The 19,578-nt window shown below is 42.4% G+C and carries 11 protein-coding genes; 1 reads left to right on the forward strand and 10 read right to left on the reverse strand.

Features of this window, described 5'->3' with window-relative positions; translation table 11 throughout:
• The coding region (locus AC04NP_RS00005; protein WP_482857239.1) for a hypothetical protein at window positions 1–546 on the forward strand (546 nt) is incomplete at its 5' end.
• A gap of 297 nt (window positions 547–843) precedes the next feature.
• Here AC04NP_RS00005 and AC04NP_RS00010 read toward each other — a convergent pair.
• From AC04NP_RS00010 to AC04NP_RS00055, 10 genes are all read right to left on the reverse strand, one after another.
• A complete protein-coding gene (locus AC04NP_RS00010; protein WP_482857240.1) occupies window positions 844–1,539 on the reverse strand; it encodes a DUF3823 domain-containing protein in 696 nt (231 codons plus the stop codon).
• A 20-nt stretch (window positions 1,540–1,559) separates the two neighbouring features.
• Window positions 1,560–3,281 carry a RagB/SusD family nutrient uptake outer membrane protein gene (locus AC04NP_RS00015; protein WP_482857241.1) on the reverse strand — a complete coding sequence of 574 codons (1,722 nt, stop codon included), beginning with the start codon at window positions 3,279–3,281 and terminating at the stop codon, window positions 1,560–1,562.
• Between the two features lie 11 nt (window positions 3,282–3,292).
• Window positions 3,293–6,703, reverse strand: a complete 3,411-nt coding sequence (locus AC04NP_RS00020) for a SusC/RagA family TonB-linked outer membrane protein (RefSeq protein ID WP_482857242.1) — start codon at window positions 6,701–6,703, stop codon at window positions 3,293–3,295.
• Window positions 6,704–6,895: 192 nt separating this feature from the next.
• Complete coding sequence (locus tag AC04NP_RS00025) at window positions 6,896–7,894, reverse strand: FecR family protein (RefSeq protein WP_482857243.1); 999 nt, start codon at window positions 7,892–7,894, stop codon at window positions 6,896–6,898.
• A gap of 170 nt (window positions 7,895–8,064) precedes the next feature.
• The gene (locus AC04NP_RS00030; protein WP_482857244.1) at window positions 8,065–8,637 is read right to left on the reverse strand and encodes an RNA polymerase sigma-70 factor; all 573 of its coding nucleotides are present in this window, start codon (window positions 8,635–8,637) and stop codon (window positions 8,065–8,067) included.
• 260 nt (window positions 8,638–8,897) lie between these two features.
• On the reverse strand, window positions 8,898–11,210 hold the full coding sequence (locus AC04NP_RS00035; protein ID WP_482857245.1) for a glycoside hydrolase family 95 protein: 2,313 nt from the start codon (window positions 11,208–11,210) through the stop codon (window positions 8,898–8,900).
• Window positions 11,211–11,252: 42 nt separating this feature from the next.
• Window positions 11,253–12,182 carry a PKD domain-containing protein gene (locus AC04NP_RS00040; protein ID WP_482857246.1) on the reverse strand — a complete coding sequence of 310 codons (930 nt, stop codon included), beginning with the start codon at window positions 12,180–12,182 and terminating at the stop codon, window positions 11,253–11,255.
• A gap of 48 nt (window positions 12,183–12,230) precedes the next feature.
• On the reverse strand, window positions 12,231–15,620 hold the full coding sequence (locus tag AC04NP_RS00045; RefSeq protein ID WP_482857247.1) for a VCBS repeat-containing protein: 3,390 nt from the start codon (window positions 15,618–15,620) through the stop codon (window positions 12,231–12,233).
• A gap of 17 nt (window positions 15,621–15,637) precedes the next feature.
• Window positions 15,638–16,102 (reverse strand): hypothetical protein, encoded by a 465-nt coding sequence (locus AC04NP_RS00050; protein WP_482857248.1) that lies wholly within the window; start codon window positions 16,100–16,102, stop codon window positions 15,638–15,640.
• A gap of 79 nt (window positions 16,103–16,181) precedes the next feature.
• Window positions 16,182–19,499, reverse strand: coding sequence for a VCBS repeat-containing protein (locus tag AC04NP_RS00055; protein WP_482857249.1), 3,318 nt, complete (start codon window positions 19,497–19,499; stop codon window positions 16,182–16,184).
• Between the last annotated feature and the right edge of the window lie 79 nt (window positions 19,500–19,578).

Consider the following 19,578-nt stretch of genomic DNA (forward strand, 5'->3'; position numbering starts at 1 on the left):
CTTTACAGTAAGCTTACTTTTGAAGAGCTTATTTTAATTCAAGATGATGTTCAGCAATACAATCAATTCTGGAGTGTTTGGGAGTTATTTTATCCAAAAATTATCGGCACTAACTACCATAAAAGCTCCCATCTAAGTCAGGTGATACATAATTATTTATTAGCCTGGAACTGGTGGAAAGAAACCGCTAAAAGTTGGCACAGTTTAAAAGAAAAGGAGAGGGTATTTTATAAAAACATAGTAAAGGATATTGGACACCTTCCATGCGTATTAGATTCCATAGCCAAGTTTCTTAATCAAATTGGTAGTGACTTTTTAAATGAAGGAATTTTTTGGATATGTGAATTGATCGAAAAAAATAAGAGTAAAAAGCTTGAATCTAATACTGTGTACTATGTCGAAAAATTAGTCAGAAAATATGTTCACATAAATAGATCAAAAGTGAAACAAGATATAAAAGTAAAGCAGAAAATATTAGTTATTCTGAATTTTCTAATCGAACATGGTTCTGTGAATGCTTATTTACTTAGAGAAGACATCATTTGATTTTTCCATATTAGTTTCCTAACGATTCCAGGAAGAGAAATGGCGCTGGGCTGAAGGAATTCCAACTATTGAATGTCCGGCATTTGAACCCGTTCTTCATGACATTTTTTCTTTTCCATGACAGCAGTTCAGTGAGGTGATGTCTTTATCATCCATTATGCTGTACTTTGGAATATTTGCACCCTGATTTGGTTTTTTGCCCCATTAATCTATGACTGATCTGGCGACAGTATGTTGTCTAAATGTGTCATACAAAAGACGTCCCTGACCCAAGGAAGGGACGTCTTTTTGGATAACTTACAGGTCAATCTTCACAATTGAAGAATAATTGTAGCGATTAAGGGGATTATCCGAAAGAACGCCAACTCTCACGTAATAAGTCTTTCCTGTTTCTAAGTCAGATATCTCATCTATGAAAATGGTGGAAGAGATTTCATTTTCCGTCAGCGTGCTGAGATCATTGGCACTTGAAGATATCAATCCCCTGGTTTGTTCATGTACGATATTTCCGGTGTGGCAAAAGAGCACACTTTTTAGTATATCCCTTGTGCCGGAAGTACCCGAAATCCTGTACTTTGCGGTAATTGTACCTCCGGATCCCGATATTGTAACATCGGAAATCCTGGCAAATGGCGCTACTTCAAATTGAATAGTCTTATTTGCATTCAGGTCGACTATTACCGGCGCTACACTTGATTCTTCAAACGGTCCGTCGATCACGGATACTTCATAAGTACCGGCAAATAGTCTGGTATTTTGAAAGGTGCCATCGGGTTTGACCCAAAAATCAAGTGGTGTGGGATTTTCATATCCATCCTGTAGTAATCTTACCCTGATTCCATCAGGCTGGCGTGTTTGGATAGGCTCACCGGTAATGACATCAACCACAACGCCTTTCAGCGTCAGGTTAGGGGCCTGGTAATTATCAATTTCGCAGGAACATATGATTAACGCTCCTATGGTTATGATCGTAAATATGATGATGTTTTTCATAGTCTTTTTTATGTATTGGCTTAGTAACCCGGATTTTGAACGAGCAAAGTGTTTGCCTGCAAAATATGGTCATGAATTCTGTTGTAATACATGGTGGCATTAAAGGTCTTCGTATAGATACCGGGCAGTAATTGCTTTCTGAAGATATATACCTGCTTATCTTTATTGAGAATTGGCCATAGGGCATAAAATTCCTTATTGGACACAAGTGTATGAAATATTCTCCATCTTCGCATATCCCAATACCGGTTATCCTCAAATGCCAGTTCTATTTTCCGTTCATGCCTGTAGTCTTCCATGGCTATAGGGCTGTTGTGTATCGGAAGTCCTGCCCTGGTGCGAATGGCATTTACATAAGTCCGTGCCTCGGCTTCATTGTCCAATTCCAATTCCGATTCAGCGGCATTCAATAATACCTCGGCATATCGCATGGAGATCCTGTCGACGTCAGACGAGCCGATGTTGACCGGTCTTGTCTGATCCCGGTCTCCCCATTTCGACATATAAAACCCTGTTGAAGTTGCTTCGGGCTGGGCGATACCATCTACCCCGAAGCCTTCCCCTTCAACGTCCCCTTCAATAACACTTCCGTATATTTCCAGGGTAGTTCCAAACCACGGCGCACCGGGATAAAGCACCGCCTGAAAAAATCTCGGGTCTTTATTGGCAAATAAATCTGCGGGATTGGCATAGGCTATCGGCTCTCCTTGTTCATCCGTTATCTTCAGGGTACCATCGGGATCATCAATATACTCATAGCTCTCCACCATCTCCAATACGGGACAATACTTTCCACCATATCCGCCACCGCTTCTATGGCTAAAAGGGGCAAAATGTAAATCAAAATCATGAACCAGATCGGGCCAGTTGTAAGCTTTCACAAATATGCGCTCCTTGTTGGTTTCAGATTCATCGAAAAATAAAAAATGAAAATTTTCAGCGCTATCATTCACTTCATCATAAAGTTCATAGTTCCCACTGGCGATGACTTTTTTCGCGGCATCCCTTGCCGATTGCCAATAATATTCGGCTTCGGAAGCCGGAATACCGGTCAAACCATCCAGTTGAACTTCACCATAAGTCGAAACAGACGCGGCGTGAAGCATGGCTCTTGATTTCAGGGCCAGCCCTGACCACTTATTTAACCTGTACGGATTAGCGGTCTCCGGCATCATATCGATCGCTTCATCCATTTCGGACTCCACAAATTTAAAAACATCAGATTCCGTATCACGAGGGATATATAATGTTGTTATATCACCGGATTTTGCCAATGGTTCCGCAGTTGTCACAATAGGCACTCCGCCATATCTTCTGGCTAAACTAAAGTAGGAATAAGCGCGTAAGAATATTAACTCGCCCAGGACGGCTGCTTTCTCATTTTCATCGGTATACATAGAAGAGGAAGGAAACTTTTCTATCATATTGTTAAGGGCGCGGATAAGTTCATATCCATCTGACCACCAATGGGTATTTGCCCCTGCAGTACCACTACCGCTACTTACCGATTCATCTGTATAAAGGGCAAGCAGATTATTATCATAGTTCCTAAAATGCTCAAATGGCATTTCAGCGTATAAGAAGGCCAAATGGGCTTCAAAAGCTGATTTTTCCTGAAGAATTATATCATCGGTTATGATGGAAACCGGTTCCTTATCCAGGAAGTCGGCTTCACATCCGGAAGAAACCGTCAGTCCGCATGAAAGCATGAAAGCACCTAAAAATTTATATACACTATTCATTGTACGAATGGTTAAAAAGTTATACTTAAACCCAGGTTGTAATTGGCCATTATCGGATATTTATAACCGTTATCCGCCCCACTCTGGTTCATCCTGTGTTCAGGATCCGATACCTCCAGCAAATCTTTGTTAGCCCATGTAAATACATTAAAAGCATTCCCATAAATCCGGACCTCCTGCGCTTTAATGGTGGATATCCACTTGTCGGGTAGCTGATAGCTTAACTCAATGCTTTTTAACCTCAGGTATCTGACGTTATGCATCCAGAATTCAGAATCTGCCTTATTGGGCTCATAACCAAAGGCATCCCTGGAAATGGGATATTTACCAGGTACCCAGGGGGTACTAAAGTCCAGCGGATCCTCGTGACGCCAACGGTCCAGAAACATGGCAGATGAATTTCTACCCCACGGGAGCGGAGCATTTAATTGTTCCGTAGGTTTCAATGAGTAATTGGTTGCCCCCTGAAAAAACAGGTTAAGTGATAAACCCTTCCAGGTCGCTGAGATGTCCATACCATAAAAGATTTCAGCATCTTCATTGCGGCCAATAGGGTGTTGATCCAGCGAATTGATCATTCCGTCACCATTCCAATCTTCGTATTTGAAGTCTCCGGGAAACATCTCTGAGTGTCCATGGCCATCCTGGATGATGGGGTAGCTGTTAATTTCTTCTTCCGTTTGGAATTGTCCTTCATAACCATATCCCCACCTGATATTTGTCCAACGGTCTTTAGCGCCATGCCGCCAGGCAATATAGCTATTCCCTGCCTCAGTCTGTTCACGATGTACCCACTTTAAACGGGCATAGGTGATGTTTCCGCGAACCGAGTAGTTAATCCCGTTAACTTCATGGGAATGTCCCAGTACAATTTCAAAGCCTTTACTCAAATCACTGTTTAGATTTTCCTGAGGTAAATTCGCCCCAAAACTCGCCGGAAGTGTGGCACTTCTTCTGGCCAGAAGTCCGGATCGCTTTCTTTGAAAGAAATCAAACTGGAAGTCTAACTTTCTTTTCCAAAGGCTACCGTCCAAACCTAAATTTGTGGTGGTAGCTGTATACCAGGTTATATGGGGATTATTCAGGCCCCGGGAAGCAATGCCTGTGACAAGGTTGGTACCGTCGAAAATATAGGCCCCGGAATTAGAGTAGCCGGTCAGATACTGGAAATTGCTGGCATCGCGATCATCCCCCATTTTACCATGTGAAAAACGGAGCTTTAGATTGTCCATAAAACCTATATTGTCACGAATGAAGTTTTCGTCGCTCAACCGCCACCCTAATGACATCGCTGGAAAAAACCCCCACCTGGAATCTTTCGGGAATCTGGATGAACCATCGTATCTGAAGCTAAATTCCACTAAATATTTAGTATCGAAATCATAATTTAACCTGCCTACCAACGCCTTATTGCCATCCAGAATTTTATCCGACCCGCCAGCGCCCTGATTGGTTATCAAGCCAGCATCCAACTGGTCAAGTACATCTAACTGATAAAACCTTTCTGACCGGAATCCGGTCCCTTCGCCATTTCGCAGATCGGTCAATAACAAAGCATCGATATTATGCTTATTGTTCAGGAAAGATCTGTTATATCGTATTGACAACTGGGTCTGGTAATATATCCATTCATCAAAATATTGCCTGAGCCTGGTGGGATCATGAAGACCCTTTACGCCATATTGATTTGTTGACTCGTCAAAACTTCTGTATTCTTCATAAGCACGCCTGAATTGCTTTTCACGGGCATACTTCATATCGTAGGCAAACAGTCCTTTTAATTGTAGTCCCTGAATGCTTGGAATATCGTAAACCAAAGAAAGGGTTGTTTCATAACGCCTGGTATTATATTTTCTATAGCCTGTCAGTTCCGAGTCAGTGATAGCCAATGGGTTTCTGTCGGCCTGCCCGTCGTAATATAGCGGTTCGGTATTGTTGAGATAGATCGGCTCCCACGGTGGTTGCATCCATACTTGCTTAAAAAAATCCCATGAAGAATTACCATAAGGACGGTTTCTTTCTTCCAAAATAGTCGTAAAGATCAGATTTGCAGTAAGGCCTTCTTTGAGATTTGCCGAAATGTTTGTACGCAGGTTATACCGGTTGTAATCCATCGATCCGGACTTATATATTCCCTCCTGATGCAGGGTTCCCAGCGACATAAAATAAGTTACTTTATTGCTCCCGCCACTAACGGATAAATTGTTTTTATAGATGGGTACCCTTTCCCTGATCGTAAGATCCCACCAGTTCACACTTGGAAAATCCGGATCTTCGCCTGTGTAGCGCTCCCAGTCAGGATAAGGCATGGGCCGTCCGCGAGCCAGTGCGCCTTCATTTTTAAGAATCAACGCATCGATGGCGTTATCAATAGGTTTTGGGTAATTCAGCAACTCCTCAAATCCTACAGATGTGTCCAAAGTTACTTTAGCCGGGCCTTCCTGCCCTTTTTTTGTGGTAATTAACATCACACCATTTGCCGCTTTTACGCCAAAAACGGCTGCAGAAGCATCTTTTAATATAGAGATGCTGGCAATGGCACCCGGGTCGATTTTTTGAAAGTCCTCCCGGGGTATACCATCCACTACCACCAACATATTTCCCCAACCCCGTATATCGATTTGGTTATCATACAGCCCCGGCTCGCCCCCTACCTGCATCACACGCAAGCCAGGTAATTTACCTGTCAGCGCATTGCTTATATCCCCGGTTGTAATAACATTTAAGGTTTTGGCGTCTACTGTCGACACAGCGCCGGTCAGATTACGTTTGTCTTTGCTCCCATAGCCTATCACCACTACCTCCGATAGCGAGGCAATATCAGGAGTGAGCGCTATATCTACCACAGACCTCCCCGTTATTTCTATTTCTTCCGAAATATAACCTACATAAGAAAATACCAATGTTGTAGCTTCACTGGGAACATCTAGTTCATAATACCCATCGACATCCGTAATGGTACCGATGTCCGTACCTTTAACCATTACATTTACTCCCGGTAGTCCATGGCCATTTTCATCGGTTACTCTTCCGGATATCTTCCCATACTCCGTAACCATGATTTTCTTTCGCGACCGGTTACGTTTGTCAGTAACTACCAGTATGTTGTTATTCACTCTCTTAAACCGTATTTCGGCTTCGTAAGCGAGTTCCTCCAGCACCTTCCGGAGGTTTGTCTTTTTAAAATGTAAGCTGTATTTCTTTCGGTCAGACTTGATAAATTCCGTATCATAGCCAAAAACGAAGCCTGTCTCCTCACTAATCACATGAAATACTTTCTGAAGAGAAACATCAGTGAGACTAATCCCCAAGCTTACCTCTTTCAGAAGCTGTTTCTGTCCGTTGGAAGATTTAGCCAGCAGCAATTGCATGGCGATCGTTTGGATTAAAAATAGGTAAAACGCTTGCTTTGATACAAACATTAATAGTTTAATTAGTTTTAAATGCATAATTTTGTAAGGTTTCAAAGTAAAACTTGGATGAGATTCCTGTTCATATCAGGAACCAAGATTTTCGGTCCGGTAAGCTGCTCCAACAGGCCCGGACTTTTTTATTTCCTCCTCGGCAGGAGAAATGAGTGATGAGATCGTCAAATTTTAATCATAGGCATTGTTTTAAGTGTTACATCCGTTGCCGTTTAAGATGACCTTTTGGTCATCCGTTATTTCATAATCGAGGTTGAATATATGCTTGAGACCTTCCAGTACATTAACCAGGGTCTCATCCGTATATTCATTTTTAATCCTGCAGGCTTTGATAGCCTCTGTTTTAAAAGAGATTTCCACACCATACCAGCGTTCTATGATTCGCGCTGCCTTCTCCAGTGAAACATTATCGAAGATCATGGTGCCTTGCGTCCAGGCCAGGTACTGCGCCGGGTTAGCTTCATTGATCCGGATATGATCCGAAGATCTGTTAAACATCGCCTGCTGGTTGGAAACCAAATCTTCGGAGGCCTTCCCGGTTCCCCGATTATCCAAAATACTTACCCGTACCTTGCCTGTTGCCACGGTCACATAGATGTCCTCATTTTCAAAGGCACGGATGTTAAAGGTGGTACCCAGAACAGTGGTTTCAATCTCTCCGGATTTAATCACAAATGGCCTTTGCTCATCTCTTTCAACCTCAAAATAGGCTTCCCCGGATAGCGTTATTTGTCTTGAATGCTTTGAAAACTCAGAAGGAAATATCAATTTACTACCGGCGTTCAGCCTGACTTTTGTACCATCGGGTAATCTGATCCGCGTTTTTACACCATAAGGCGTTTCTTTGGTAATGATTTGACTTGCTGAAATTGGTTGTTCATTCGTGTTGGGGAGGTAGTTATAAAAAAGAAAAGCCATGCCGACCACCAGAAAAAGAACAGCCGCAACTCTAAAAGCAGGCTGCTTCCAATAAACAACCTTGTCCGATCTGCGTTGTCCTATTCGATTTTCTACCTGCTTATAGATGTTTTGTTTGATGGTAAGTTTATCCGCATCGTCTTTCAAATCCCATTTCAATGCATCTTCCTTAAACTGATCACAAAAATCCTCAAATAATGCTTTCTCCTGCGGTGAACAGGTGCCCTTCTCATATTTTTCTGCCAATTTCAAAAACTCCTGTCTGGTCATTGTATTCCGTATTTTGCCTGGTAGTACCTTCAACAGCAGAAAACACGTACGCTTTTTTCAAACTTTTTGAAAAAATTACAGATTCATCAATCCTGATGATTTTATATCCATACACTTTCAGACAGGGGATTAATGGTATTCTAGCCTCCGGAATAATTGTTGCCTGAGGACTAGCGGAAAAGTAAAACTAAGGTTACTAACAATTCGGGTTTGAGGGATTCACGCAAATGTCTTGTGGCTCTGCTGATTTGGGTTTCGACAGTTCGAATAGATATATTTAATTGCTGGGCTATCTCTTTATTGCTATAATGTTCGAACCTGCTGAGTCTGAATATCTGGTAACAACGATTCGGCAATGCTTTTAAATGTCGATCGATCGTTTGTCTCAATTCTTTCAATTCGTAGATCGCATCTGCACCGGGGCCAACTCCCGATAATTTGGCAATCGCTTCCAGATGTTTTCTTTTTAACCGGATATGGCGAATGTATTTAGCCACTTTATTTCTTACAGCCTGGAAAAGAAATGCTTTTACATTCTCAATAAGCAGTATTTTTCTTCGCTGCCATAAGTCTATAAAAACCTCCTGGATGATGTCCTGGCAAAGTTCCTCATCTTCCAAAATACCGTTGCTAAATCTAAATAACATTTCCCAATAACGATCAAACAGTTCTTCGAAAGAAGATTTATCGCCATTTCTGATTCGGATTATCAAATCATTATCGGTACTCTCATACAAAGCCATAAAAATTGAGAATTTACCTGGCTAAAAATAATAGAAACAGTTTGCAAAAAAAATAAAACAGGACAAAACCCAGGCAAGTGGCCCGGCAAGCTAAAACCCGAGGAAACGGGTAAAAGGTTTTGGAGGGCCGCCGTCTAAAATAGGTTTACCATCCGTACGCAGGCTTATGAGGCTTTTGTCAATTACTTTGGCATTAAAAATCTATGAGTTTTACATTAACTTACTTCTTAAATGTTTTTATCTATCCTGCCGGAAAGCAGCTATATTTTCTCCAGATCACCATTCAATTTCAGCCTTTGACCTTTGACCAGGGGCAGTTCCACCCATTTATTATTATACTTTACTTTACAAGTATTGTTGACCGCCGACAGGATTTCCAATTCCGTTAACTCACCATTTTTCCATGAGAACGCCAGTTCGAACCCTCCGCGGGCTTTCAATCCCACAATCTTACCTTCGGGTAAAGCCTTGGGTAAGGCAGGTAAAATATCTATCCTTCCCATATGGGATTGCATCAGCATTTCGATTATTCCTGCCGGAGCGCCGAAATTTCCATCAATTTGAAAAGGAGGGTGGGCATCGAACAGGTTAGGGTATGAGCCTCCTCCCTTGTCATACCTCGTGGTAGTTCCGGCAACTGGTCTGAACATCATCTTGATCAGCTTGTAGGCGCGATTGCCATCCAGGAGACGCGCCCAAAAATTGATTTTCCAGGCAAGACTCCAACCCGTGCCATCGTCTCCCCGCATTTCCAGACTCTTCCTCGCTGCCTCCATAAGCTCAGGGGCTGTATCCCAATTGAAATCATTTCCCGGATGCATGCCCCACAGGTGTGATACATGCCTGTGTTTATTTTGAGGATCGTCCTTGTCCTCCATCCATTCCTGAAGCTGCCCATATTGCCCAATCTGGTTAGGGGCAATTTTCGGTATCATTTCTGACAGGAGCGAGGCAAATCGATCATCCCCGCCGATCACTTCATTGGCCTTGATGCATGCGCTGAAAAGGTGCCTGATAATCTGATGATCCATGGTTGGGCCGGCCACGAGTCCACCTGTTTCGGGGGAATTGGAAGGTGTACTTATCAACCATCCGGTTTTTGGATCTTCCGTTAAGAATTGAGTAAAAAACTTTGCAGCTCCTTTCATTAAGGGGTAGGCCCTGTGCTTCAAAAAATCCTCATCCTGGGTATAAAGGTAGTGTTCCCACAAATGTGTTGCTAACCATACACCCCCACCTGTAAAGATGCCATGATTGGCATGGTTGATAGGTGCGGCGCCGCGCCATATATCAGTGTTGTGATGCACCACCCAACCGTCAGCCCCGTAGTGCTCCCGGGCTACAATAGCACCCGACTCCGAACAATCTTCTATTAATGCAAATAAGGGTTCATGGCATTCTGCCAGGTTCAGTACTTCGGCAGGCCAGTAATTCATTTCAGCATTGATATTAATAGTATACTTGCTTCCCCAGGCCGGTTTTAAATCCTTGTTCCAGATTCCCTGCAGGTTAGGGGGATGAGTACCCTCTCTGCTGGATGAGATCAGCAGATATCTGCCATATTGCACGTATAATGCCAGTAAACCCGGATCATTGGGATCTTCATTAAATTTGATAATTCTCCGGTCAGTGGGAAGGGAGTCCCTGCTATTGCTTCCCAAATCTATAGTAAACCTGTCAAATAAGGTAGTGTAGTCTGCCATATGTTCCTTAAAGAGCTGATCGTAAGATAAACCGGCAATGGCCGCAAGATTTTTCGTAATCTCTTCTTCAGCATTTTTAGAAACGTCTTTGTAGTTTTTGTAATTGGTGGACGCTGTTAAGTGAAGGGTGGCTGTGGTAGCATTGGTTACTATTACATGACGGTCAGTGGTTTCTACCATACCATCGGTTGCTAACTTTATGCTGGCTAAACCCTTGAGTACACCGTCCTTCACCTTAACTTCAAGGCTTAATAAGCTATCGTTTATTGAAACTTCCTTCACCTCATGTTCTGCATCCATGGTATATCTAAAACCCAAAGCGCCCTTTTTATCTGAGCTAAGCCTTATTGCCACCACTTCATGTGGATTGCTGGAAATGACCTCCCTTGTGTAAGTTGTTCCATCCACTTTATAGATAACTGTTGATACGGCCTTTGTCAGATCGAGCTGACGACGGTAGTCGGTGTATTTGTCATGGCCGTCAAATTCAATGTAGAGATCACCAAAGGGTTGATATTCCATTTGTTTCAATGGAATGCTCATAAATTTCTCCATACTCAGCATATGGGCTTCTTCTTGTTTCCCTTCAAACAGCAACCGGCGAATATCATCCAGGTATTTAACCGCTCCTTTGTGTGCATAGTCGTGAGGTCGACCGGTCCAAAGCGTTTCTTCATTAAACTGAATGTGTTCCTTTGCTACGGTACCAAAGACCATGGCTCCCAGTCTTCCATTACCCACCGGTAATGCCTCAGTCCAGGTTTCGGCAGGTTTGTCATACCACAGCCGCAGCGCAGCTTTTTCCTGCTGAATGGTGCATGACACAGAAAAAAATACGTAAAGTAAAAAAAAGCATGAGATCCTTAACATATCAATTGATTTAAATTAAATGAGTTTATTACATAGCCATCCTTATTCACAGGCCGTTTCTACAAAGTAACCTTTATGTTCATCTATGAACAAATAACTGAAGTGCCACTTCGTTAGTCGCACATCCGGAAATCCACCGAATCCACTTCCTGCCCCATTACACATTATCCCTTTCGGCGCTGTTTGACTATCACAATTTTCATGTGGCATGCCAAATGTATGTCCCAGCTCATGACCGATGGCACCTGCTTCTGTATCGTAACCTTGTTCTATCCTGTCGATTATCCATTTAGGCATCGCTGCAAAATGGAAATTTGCCGCTGCGGCACACGGACAAAATCCCCCCACATCTACTTCCAGAAAAACTATACTCTTGTGGTTCGGATCATTCATAATTACATTTGTATGGGCGATAACCTCATTGACGGCATTACCTAACCAGTTCCAGTCAGGGTTATTATGAATGTCATCATTGTTGTTTAAAAACGCATTTGATGAAAGACTGCTTTTAATGGTTACCACATCTTCGACGACAAATGTTGCTCCGTCACGAGCCCACAATTGCCTGTTTTTTTCCACAGCTTTTGCTACTATTTGTTGCCTGTCGGTATGTTCGGCATCACTGGGCAACACATAGAAAACTTTAACTGTCTTGCAAGCTCCGGGATCAATTACACGGATGGTTTTGGAAAAAACTGCGCGCTGACCTTCATTCATTGCCGTAAGCTCAATGGTATATGTTCCAGGCTCGGTGTATACATAAGCGGGGACTTCTTCGACGGATGTATCGCCATTTCCGAAATCCCAAAGATAGGTAGTCGCATGCTGGCTTTGGTTTTCCGCTTTAAGGGAACATGGCGCCAGGCAATTTGTTTTTTCAATAACAAAAAGTGAGGTCACCGTAACCCCATTATCTTCGCTGCATGCTACAAGCAGCATCATGGTTGTAAAAACAGGTATTATTCGTTTCATTCTCAGTAATCATCTTATGGTGTCTTTTTGATCATTGTTGGTGTGTTATTATTGCCGATGTGGTGAAGACAAGCTTGTGCCATGTCCGACTTTGACTATTTCAACAGGCGCATTATTCTTGATAATCATTAAATGATTTTTGTTAATGATCTTAAAATCTCTTATCTGACCCTCAACCCAGAAACCGCTCGCCGAAGCACTCACAGGTGTGAACCCGGAGGCATGACCTTTTAAAAAATGCCCGTAACTCGCATCATATCTGCCCATCTCCGGTTTGACTTCATATAAATTTCCCCCGGTGAGAATATCGACAAATCCGTCCTTGTCAAAGTCCTGAACTAACAAGGCGTACAGGGGACTCGATTGAACTTCCATCGGAAGTGGCACAAGATCGAATTGGTTATTTCCCTTATTTATCAGAATTGAGGATTTCAAATTATAAGCAACCAGTTTTTCCGACTTCTCAAGTGCTTCTTCACTAAAAATTTCGTTGATCTGTTGTCCCTTATAACGTTCGTATTTCAGGTATTTTTTCTTTAGATGGGGGAGCTGCATGACAAGGTCATGCTTCAGACAAACCGGGTAAGATCGTTCACCATTATAGGCGCAGATGATCTGTTCAGCCGTTCCGTTTTTATCGAAGTCATTGATATACATGGAAACAGGCTTTTCATGGGAGGCCCTAAATCTGGAGTTAAGACCGTGGTTGCCAATGACAAAATCCATGTCACCATCATTGTCAAAATCTCCGGCTTCTATGTTATTCCACCAGCCATTACTATTTGAAAGACCTGCCTGAGTGGTAATATTTTTGAAATTGCCATCGATGTTTTCAAAAATCGTGACGGGCATCCATTCCCCAATCACAATTAAATCCCAATCTTTGTCATTATCAATATCACTCCATTCTGCCGAAGTAAACAGGCCATAATTCAGTAAATCCGGTGCTATTTCCCTGGTCACATTGGAAAAATTGCCATGACCGTCGTTTTCCAGCAAATAACCATTTGCCGGCACTCCGTATAACATGGGACGCATTCGGAGACCAACAAACAAATCCTGATCCCCATCCAGGTCAAAATCAGCGGCCCTGACGCATGATGTGTTTTCAAACCGGGTGGAAGGAAGTATCTGCGGCGACTTTTCAAAATTGCCTTTTCCATCGTTCATATAAAGCCGGTCGATCAGAGCAGCCGAGGTATTTGAAAATTCATTGCCCCCGCTGGCGACGTACAAGTCCAGATCCTGGTCATTGTCGGCATCAAAAAACAGGCAATCAGTGTCTTCCGATGCCTTGTCGGCATGAAATAATGCCACATTGCTTTGTATAAACTCACCGCTATCTTTTTGAACGAATAGTGAGCCTTCGAATCCTTTGGCGCCACCTATGTAAAAGTCCTCTAAACCATCTGCATTTACGTCCCCGACACAAGCTTTTGGCCCTTGCGTTGACAACATAAAGTAGGTTAACCGATCTCTGTCGAAATCTACAAAGGCATTTTCTTTGTGGACGTATAAATCCTTGAATTCTTCCAACGGTTCGGAAAAAAGCAGTTTTTGAATTTTGGATTCGCTTACGTTTGCCTCGGCTTTGGAGGTTTCACCACAGGTGACGGTTAAGGTTTGATTGACCTCCACACGGGTTAAAATGGTCTGGCTATCATTTGGCCATTGAATAATCAAAGAGTCTATCACCTTTGCTGTGCCAAGACCCAGGTTAGGTCTCGGGTCCACGGAAGATTGAAAGCCTTTCAATGGCATTTGCTCCAGGTAAAACCTGGAGCTTCCTGCAATAGCAGTAATTTTTGTTCCGAAAGCCATGGTGTTTTTACCCGGACCTTTTAGTTCCAGTTTTATGTAATTGTTTTCCGGGTAAAGGCGATCAGCGTCGTTGCGATATACAAAGGCTGGCATATTAACATTATTGACAACAAGATCCATGTCACCATCGTTGTCCAAGTCACCGAACGCAGATCCATTAGAAAAACCTGGTGTTGCCAACCCATATTCAGCGGACCTGTCGGAAAATTTTAAATTCCCCTCATTGACAAAAGCAAAATTGGGAACCGGATTGGATGGAATCACGTCTACCAGATAGCTGTAATCAATGGCGTTATTGTTAACAACAGATTTCCTGGTGCTTTCATTGGATATAAATTGGATATAATCCTGATCAGTCAGATCTTTATAAATGCCATTAGCTACAAATATGTCCTTTAACCCATCGTTTTCCATATCAAAAATGAGGGCACCCCAGCTCCAATCAGTGGCTTCCACACCCGATAACCTGCCAATTTCACTAAAAAATATTTCATTGGAATTTGGGCGTTTACCGCTATTAAGCTGCAAAGTATTTCGGGTAAACTGGTGATAGTAATCGTATTTTAAGTTGAATTGATATTTGTCCCAGTTTTCGAATGTTGTTTTTGTTTTAAGTCTGTGTTCATCTTTTGGAAGCATTTCGGTCACGAAAATATCCATAAGGCCATCATTGTTAATATCAGCCATATCGGCGCCCATGGAGGTGGCACTAATGCTTTTCATTTGGGTGTCCATAACCTCCCGGAAGGTTCCGTCCCCATTGTTCATATAAACGTAATCTTTCTCGAAAAAATCATTTGAAATATAGATGTCCTGCCATCCGTCCCTATCGAGGTCTCCGATGGTAATGCCCATGCCGAAACCTATGATACTGCCATAGATGCCTGCTTTTTCACTGACATCGACAAAAGTATCACCGTCATTTCTATACAATTTATCACCGCCCACTTCATCACGTATCATTCTCTCATTTTCCCGGAGGTTAAAAGTGCTGATAGGCCGGTAGGAATTATTCAACTGGTACATGTCCAGATCACCATCTTTGTCATAGTCAAAAAATGCAGCATGGGTCGAATATCCCAGGTCCGCGAGACCATACTCCGCTGCGCTTTCCGTAAAGGTGAGCTGTCCTTTTTCATTAATACCATTGTTAATAAAGAGCTCATTCTGCTTGTTATCACCATCAATATCCCCTGAATTGCATACATAGATATCGAGCCACCCATCCCCATTGACATCCGCCATACTCACACCTGTCGACCAGGCCCGTTCACCTTGCACTCCTGCCGATTCGGTAATGTCCTTGTATCTTAACTCCCCTGCTCCTGCATTTATGAAAAGCTTGTTGTCCTCCATGTTGGCAGTCAAGTAAATATCCGGAAAGTTGTCATTGTTTACATCACCCAAAGCTACTCCGCCGCCGTTATAATAATTTCTGTATTTATAAATATTGAATTCCTGGTCGAAAGTTAATGTATTGTTAAAGGCGATACCTGTCACTTCACCTGACAAAATTTTAAAGACAGTCTTTTCAGACTTCTCCGGCCCGGCACAAGCCAATAGAATCAGTATGCTTAAGATTATGCTATTTGCTTCTCTGAATAGGAAGAACTTCATTGCTTCATTGTACTTTATCAATTTTCACTTAAATCAGTAAACCGCACCTTCACTTTGTTATAATTATCGATAAAAACCGATATCCTTCTGTTTCCTTCGACTGTAACATGTGCTACCTGATCGTTTTTGGGATTTTTTATTTCAATGAAATCATCCCCATAGTGTTGCTTGGTAAATAATAACACTTCTTCCAGCAAGCAGTCGACCTTCGTATCCTCTCGCCATGGCATCCAATCCCGGTATGTAAAAATCAATGGCAGCTCATAAATGCGGTTATTACGGAATTTTGGAAAAAAATTAATATTTATGGGGTTACTGAAACTATCTATTTCACACAAGACCGACATATCGCCTCCCTGCTTCACGATTCCCTGGTACCCTAAGGGCGTGATGTGGTCATAAAATTGTCTTTGAGTCATTCCAAAAGTAACCCCCAAAAAAAGACTGTCCTGCCTATGTCCTTTTCCAAGTTCTCTCTCCACAAGTTTTTCATACGCTGACCGGTGGTTGCATCCCAGCAAGATCATTCCAAATAGGGATGCGCAGCACAGACAATATTTCTTAATATTTAAACAATTGAACATTGTCGTTGTTTTTTATTACCAATATGGCGTCCTCGTCTTTTATTTTTAGCTTTTCCAGATCTCTGATCTCTCCTTTTACCGAAAAGCCGGACTCAATGGCGGGTACGGGCTTGAAATTATTAGCTCCATCTCCCAAAAGGAGTAACCCATAACTGCCATCATATATGCCAATCTCCGGTTTTGACCGATAAAAATTGCCTCCTATGAGGAGATCCTCTGCCCCATCCCGATCAAAGTCCTGTACCGCCAGGCCGTAAACCGGAGAATACTGAGCTTCCATTGGAAGCTCCTTAAGAAAAAAAGTACCATTTCCCTGATTTATAGCAATTGATGTGAAGGTAGTGTAGACTTTTAATTCGATGGCTTTTTCCAACTGATCAGGGGTGAAAATGTCGTTGATCGTTTGCTCCTTATAACTGCTGTATTTCAGGTATTTTTTCTTTAATTGGGGAATTTGCGTCACCAATTCATTTCTTAGCACCAGGGGGTACGCATTTTTACCATTAAATACAGTCACTAATTGCTCCACCGTACCGTTTTTATCAAAATCATTGATGTACATCGAGGCGGGTTTATTCATGGATGCCTTTATGCGGGTATTGGCGCCGAGGTTGCCAATTACGAAATCGACGTCTCCGTCTTTATCAAAATCTTTGGCTTTAATGCAGTTCCAGAAGCCATTCGATTGATCGAAACCGGCCTTATGTGTGGCATCATAGAACTTTCCCCGGTCGTTGATAAAGACTTTTATAGGCATCCACTCCCCGACAATTGTCAGATCGTAATCTCCATCCTTGTCAATATCTTCCCAGACGGCGTCGGTAATCATTCCAATCTCTTTAAGCCCGGGAGCAATGTCCAACGTGGCATCACTGAAATTTCCGGAACCATCATTTAGCAGCAAGTAGCCGCTGCAAGGAACGCCATACAGAAAAGGACTCAACCTTTCCCCGACAAATAAATCCTGATCACCATCATTATCGATGTCGCAAGCCTCAACGCAGGAAGAGCTCACATACTTTCTTTGAGAAGGTAAAATCTGCGATGACCGGTCAAAATGACCATTTCCATCATTAAAATATAGTCGATCAGCAAGATAGGGCGAGCCATTGGAAAATTCATTACCTCCACTTGCCACATACAGATCCAAATCACCATCATGATCCGCATCAAAAAATTCGACATCCAAATCCTCTGAATTCTTGTCTTTTTCGAATACGTTATGATCTGGTTTTTTAAATCTGCCAGGCTGCTGTTGCATGATGAGACAGCCTGTAAAGCCTTTTGAGCCTCCAATGTATAAATCTTGCAAGCCATCTCCATCGACATCACCTATCGCTGCCTTAGGCCCTTCTGATGAAAGCATATGACTTATTAACCTTTCTCTGTCAAAGTCAATAAATGTATTTTCATAATGCCTATGATCGATTAATTCTTCAATCTCAGAGAAGATGGTATTATTATTTCCCTTACTTGTCCTGGAATCGACTTTCAGTGCCTTGTGTTGATATAAGGTAAGTGTTTGATTTACAGGAATATTTTCCAGGACAGTTGTATTGCTGTCGGGCCACAATACATGTACCGTATCAATGATTTCTATTTTCCCCAGGCCAAAGGTCAGCCTATGGTCCACACATGACTGAAAACCCCTCATGGGGTTCAGTTCCTGATAAAAGATTTCACCCTGGCATTTGAGGGTGACCTGGGTACCCAATCCAAAGGTATTTTTTCGTTCACCGACCAAGGCCAAAGTCAAATAACCATTTTGTTTGATTTTGTCAGCTTCATTGCGATAAATGAATGGTGGCATATTAACATTGTTGACCACGAGATCCAAATCTCCGTCATTATCCAGGTCGGCATAGGCAGAGCCGTTAGAGTGGCTTGGTGTATCGAGTCCCCATAAAGCAGCTTTGTTTACAAAGATCAGGTCTTCATTTCCGGAAAAAGCGTAATTGGGAATTCGGTTAGAAGGAATTTTATCGATTAATTTTTTTATTACCCCGGTTTCGTTCTTTATCATTTTACGAATGCTTTCGGGGTTTGCTGTGAAATTAATGTAGTCCTGGTCTGTTAAATCCTTATAAATCCCGTTCGCTACAAAAATGTCTTTGGTTCCATTATTGTCCATATCGAAGATAAGTGCTCCCCAGCTCCAATCTGTTGCCTGGACACCTGCCAGCCGACCAATTTCGCTAAAGGTTCCGTTGCGGTTATTGAGTTGCAGAACATTTCTTACAAACTGGTGATGATAGCCATTTTTCACACTTGTTCGATAGGTATCCCAATTATGAAAAGTTGTTGTTGTTTTCATTCTGGCATCTCCTTCGGGCAGCATATCTGTGACAAAGACCTCGGGATAACCGTCGCCATTGATATCGGCCATGTCAGCCCCCATGGACCCCATGCTGATTTCCCTCATTTGATGTACCAGTAATTCACTGAAGGTTCCATCATGATTGTTGATATAGAGATAATCGCGCTCGAAAAAATCATTAGAAACAAAAATATCCAGCCAATTGTCTTTGTTAATATCGCCAACCGTAACACCGAGCCCAAAGCCGATATTGCTGCCGTAAATGCCGGCTTCTTCGCTGACATCAACATATTTGTTGCCGACATTTTTATATAATTTGTTACCACCATCCGGATCCCTGATCTCCCGTTGTCCCGGTCTGAAATCGTACCCTCCAACGGATCTTATGGAGTTGTTTAACAAATAGCAGTCCAGATCGCCATCCTTATCGTAATCAAAAAATGCTGCATGCACTGAAAGGCCTACGTCCGCAATTCCGTATTCGTGTGCCTTTTCAGTAAACGTCAGATCACCATTATTAATAAAGAGTTCATTATGCCGGTTTTCGCCTTTAGGGTCGCCCGATTTGCATACGTACAGATCGATCCAACCGTCTCCGTTTACATCGGCCATACTAATGCCGGAACTCCAAACCCCGGCGCATGAAACGCCTGCTTTTTCAGTGATATCTTCAAACTGAAAATTTCCTTTGTTTAGATATAGTTTATTGGAGACCCTATTGCCGGTAAAGTATATGTCTGTTAAACCGTCGTTGTTTATATCTCCTAACCCAACTCCGGCACCGTTGTAAAAATTTCTGTAGGTGTAAACATTAAATTCTTCGGTATAGTCCAGGTTGTTTTCGAAATCAATACCGGTTTGAGCACGGGATAATAATGTAAACAAATGAGGCTGTTTGTTACTATTCTTACGGATGTCGCATGACCATATGAACATGCCAGTCAATACCCAACAAGAGATAACCCAAAGTTTTGACATATCAATTTACTATTATAATAGTAAAAGGCAGGCCGTAGTTTTAAGACGGCCTGCTGATGAAGCGCGAATTTTAATTACC

The sequence above is a fragment of the Agaribacillus sp. DX54 genome, assembly GCF_056858335.1.

Excerpts from the sequence above, each read along its gene's own strand:
- AC04NP_RS00010 (WP_482857240.1), bottom strand. The coding sequence starts at position 1,539 with ATGAAAAACATCATCATATTTACGATCATAACCATAGGAGCGTTAATC.
- AC04NP_RS00015 (WP_482857241.1), bottom strand. The coding sequence starts at position 3,281 with ATGAATAGTGTATATAAATTTTTAGGTGCTTTCATGCTTTCATGCGGA.
- AC04NP_RS00020 (WP_482857242.1), bottom strand. The coding sequence starts at position 6,703 with ATGTTTGTATCAAAGCAAGCGTTTTACCTATTTTTAATCCAAACGATC.
- AC04NP_RS00025 (WP_482857243.1), bottom strand. The coding sequence starts at position 7,894 with ATGACCAGACAGGAGTTTTTGAAATTGGCAGAAAAATATGAGAAGGGC.
- AC04NP_RS00030 (WP_482857244.1), bottom strand. The coding sequence starts at position 8,637 with ATGGCTTTGTATGAGAGTACCGATAATGATTTGATAATCCGAATCAGA.
- AC04NP_RS00035 (WP_482857245.1), bottom strand. The coding sequence starts at position 11,210 with ATGTTAAGGATCTCATGCTTTTTTTTACTTTACGTATTTTTTTCTGTG.
- AC04NP_RS00040 (WP_482857246.1), bottom strand. The coding sequence starts at position 12,182 with ATGAAACGAATAATACCTGTTTTTACAACCATGATGCTGCTTGTAGCA.
- AC04NP_RS00045 (WP_482857247.1), bottom strand. The coding sequence starts at position 15,620 with ATGAAGTTCTTCCTATTCAGAGAAGCAAATAGCATAATCTTAAGCATA.
- AC04NP_RS00055 (WP_482857249.1), bottom strand. The coding sequence starts at position 19,499 with ATGTCAAAACTTTGGGTTATCTCTTGTTGGGTATTGACTGGCATGTTC.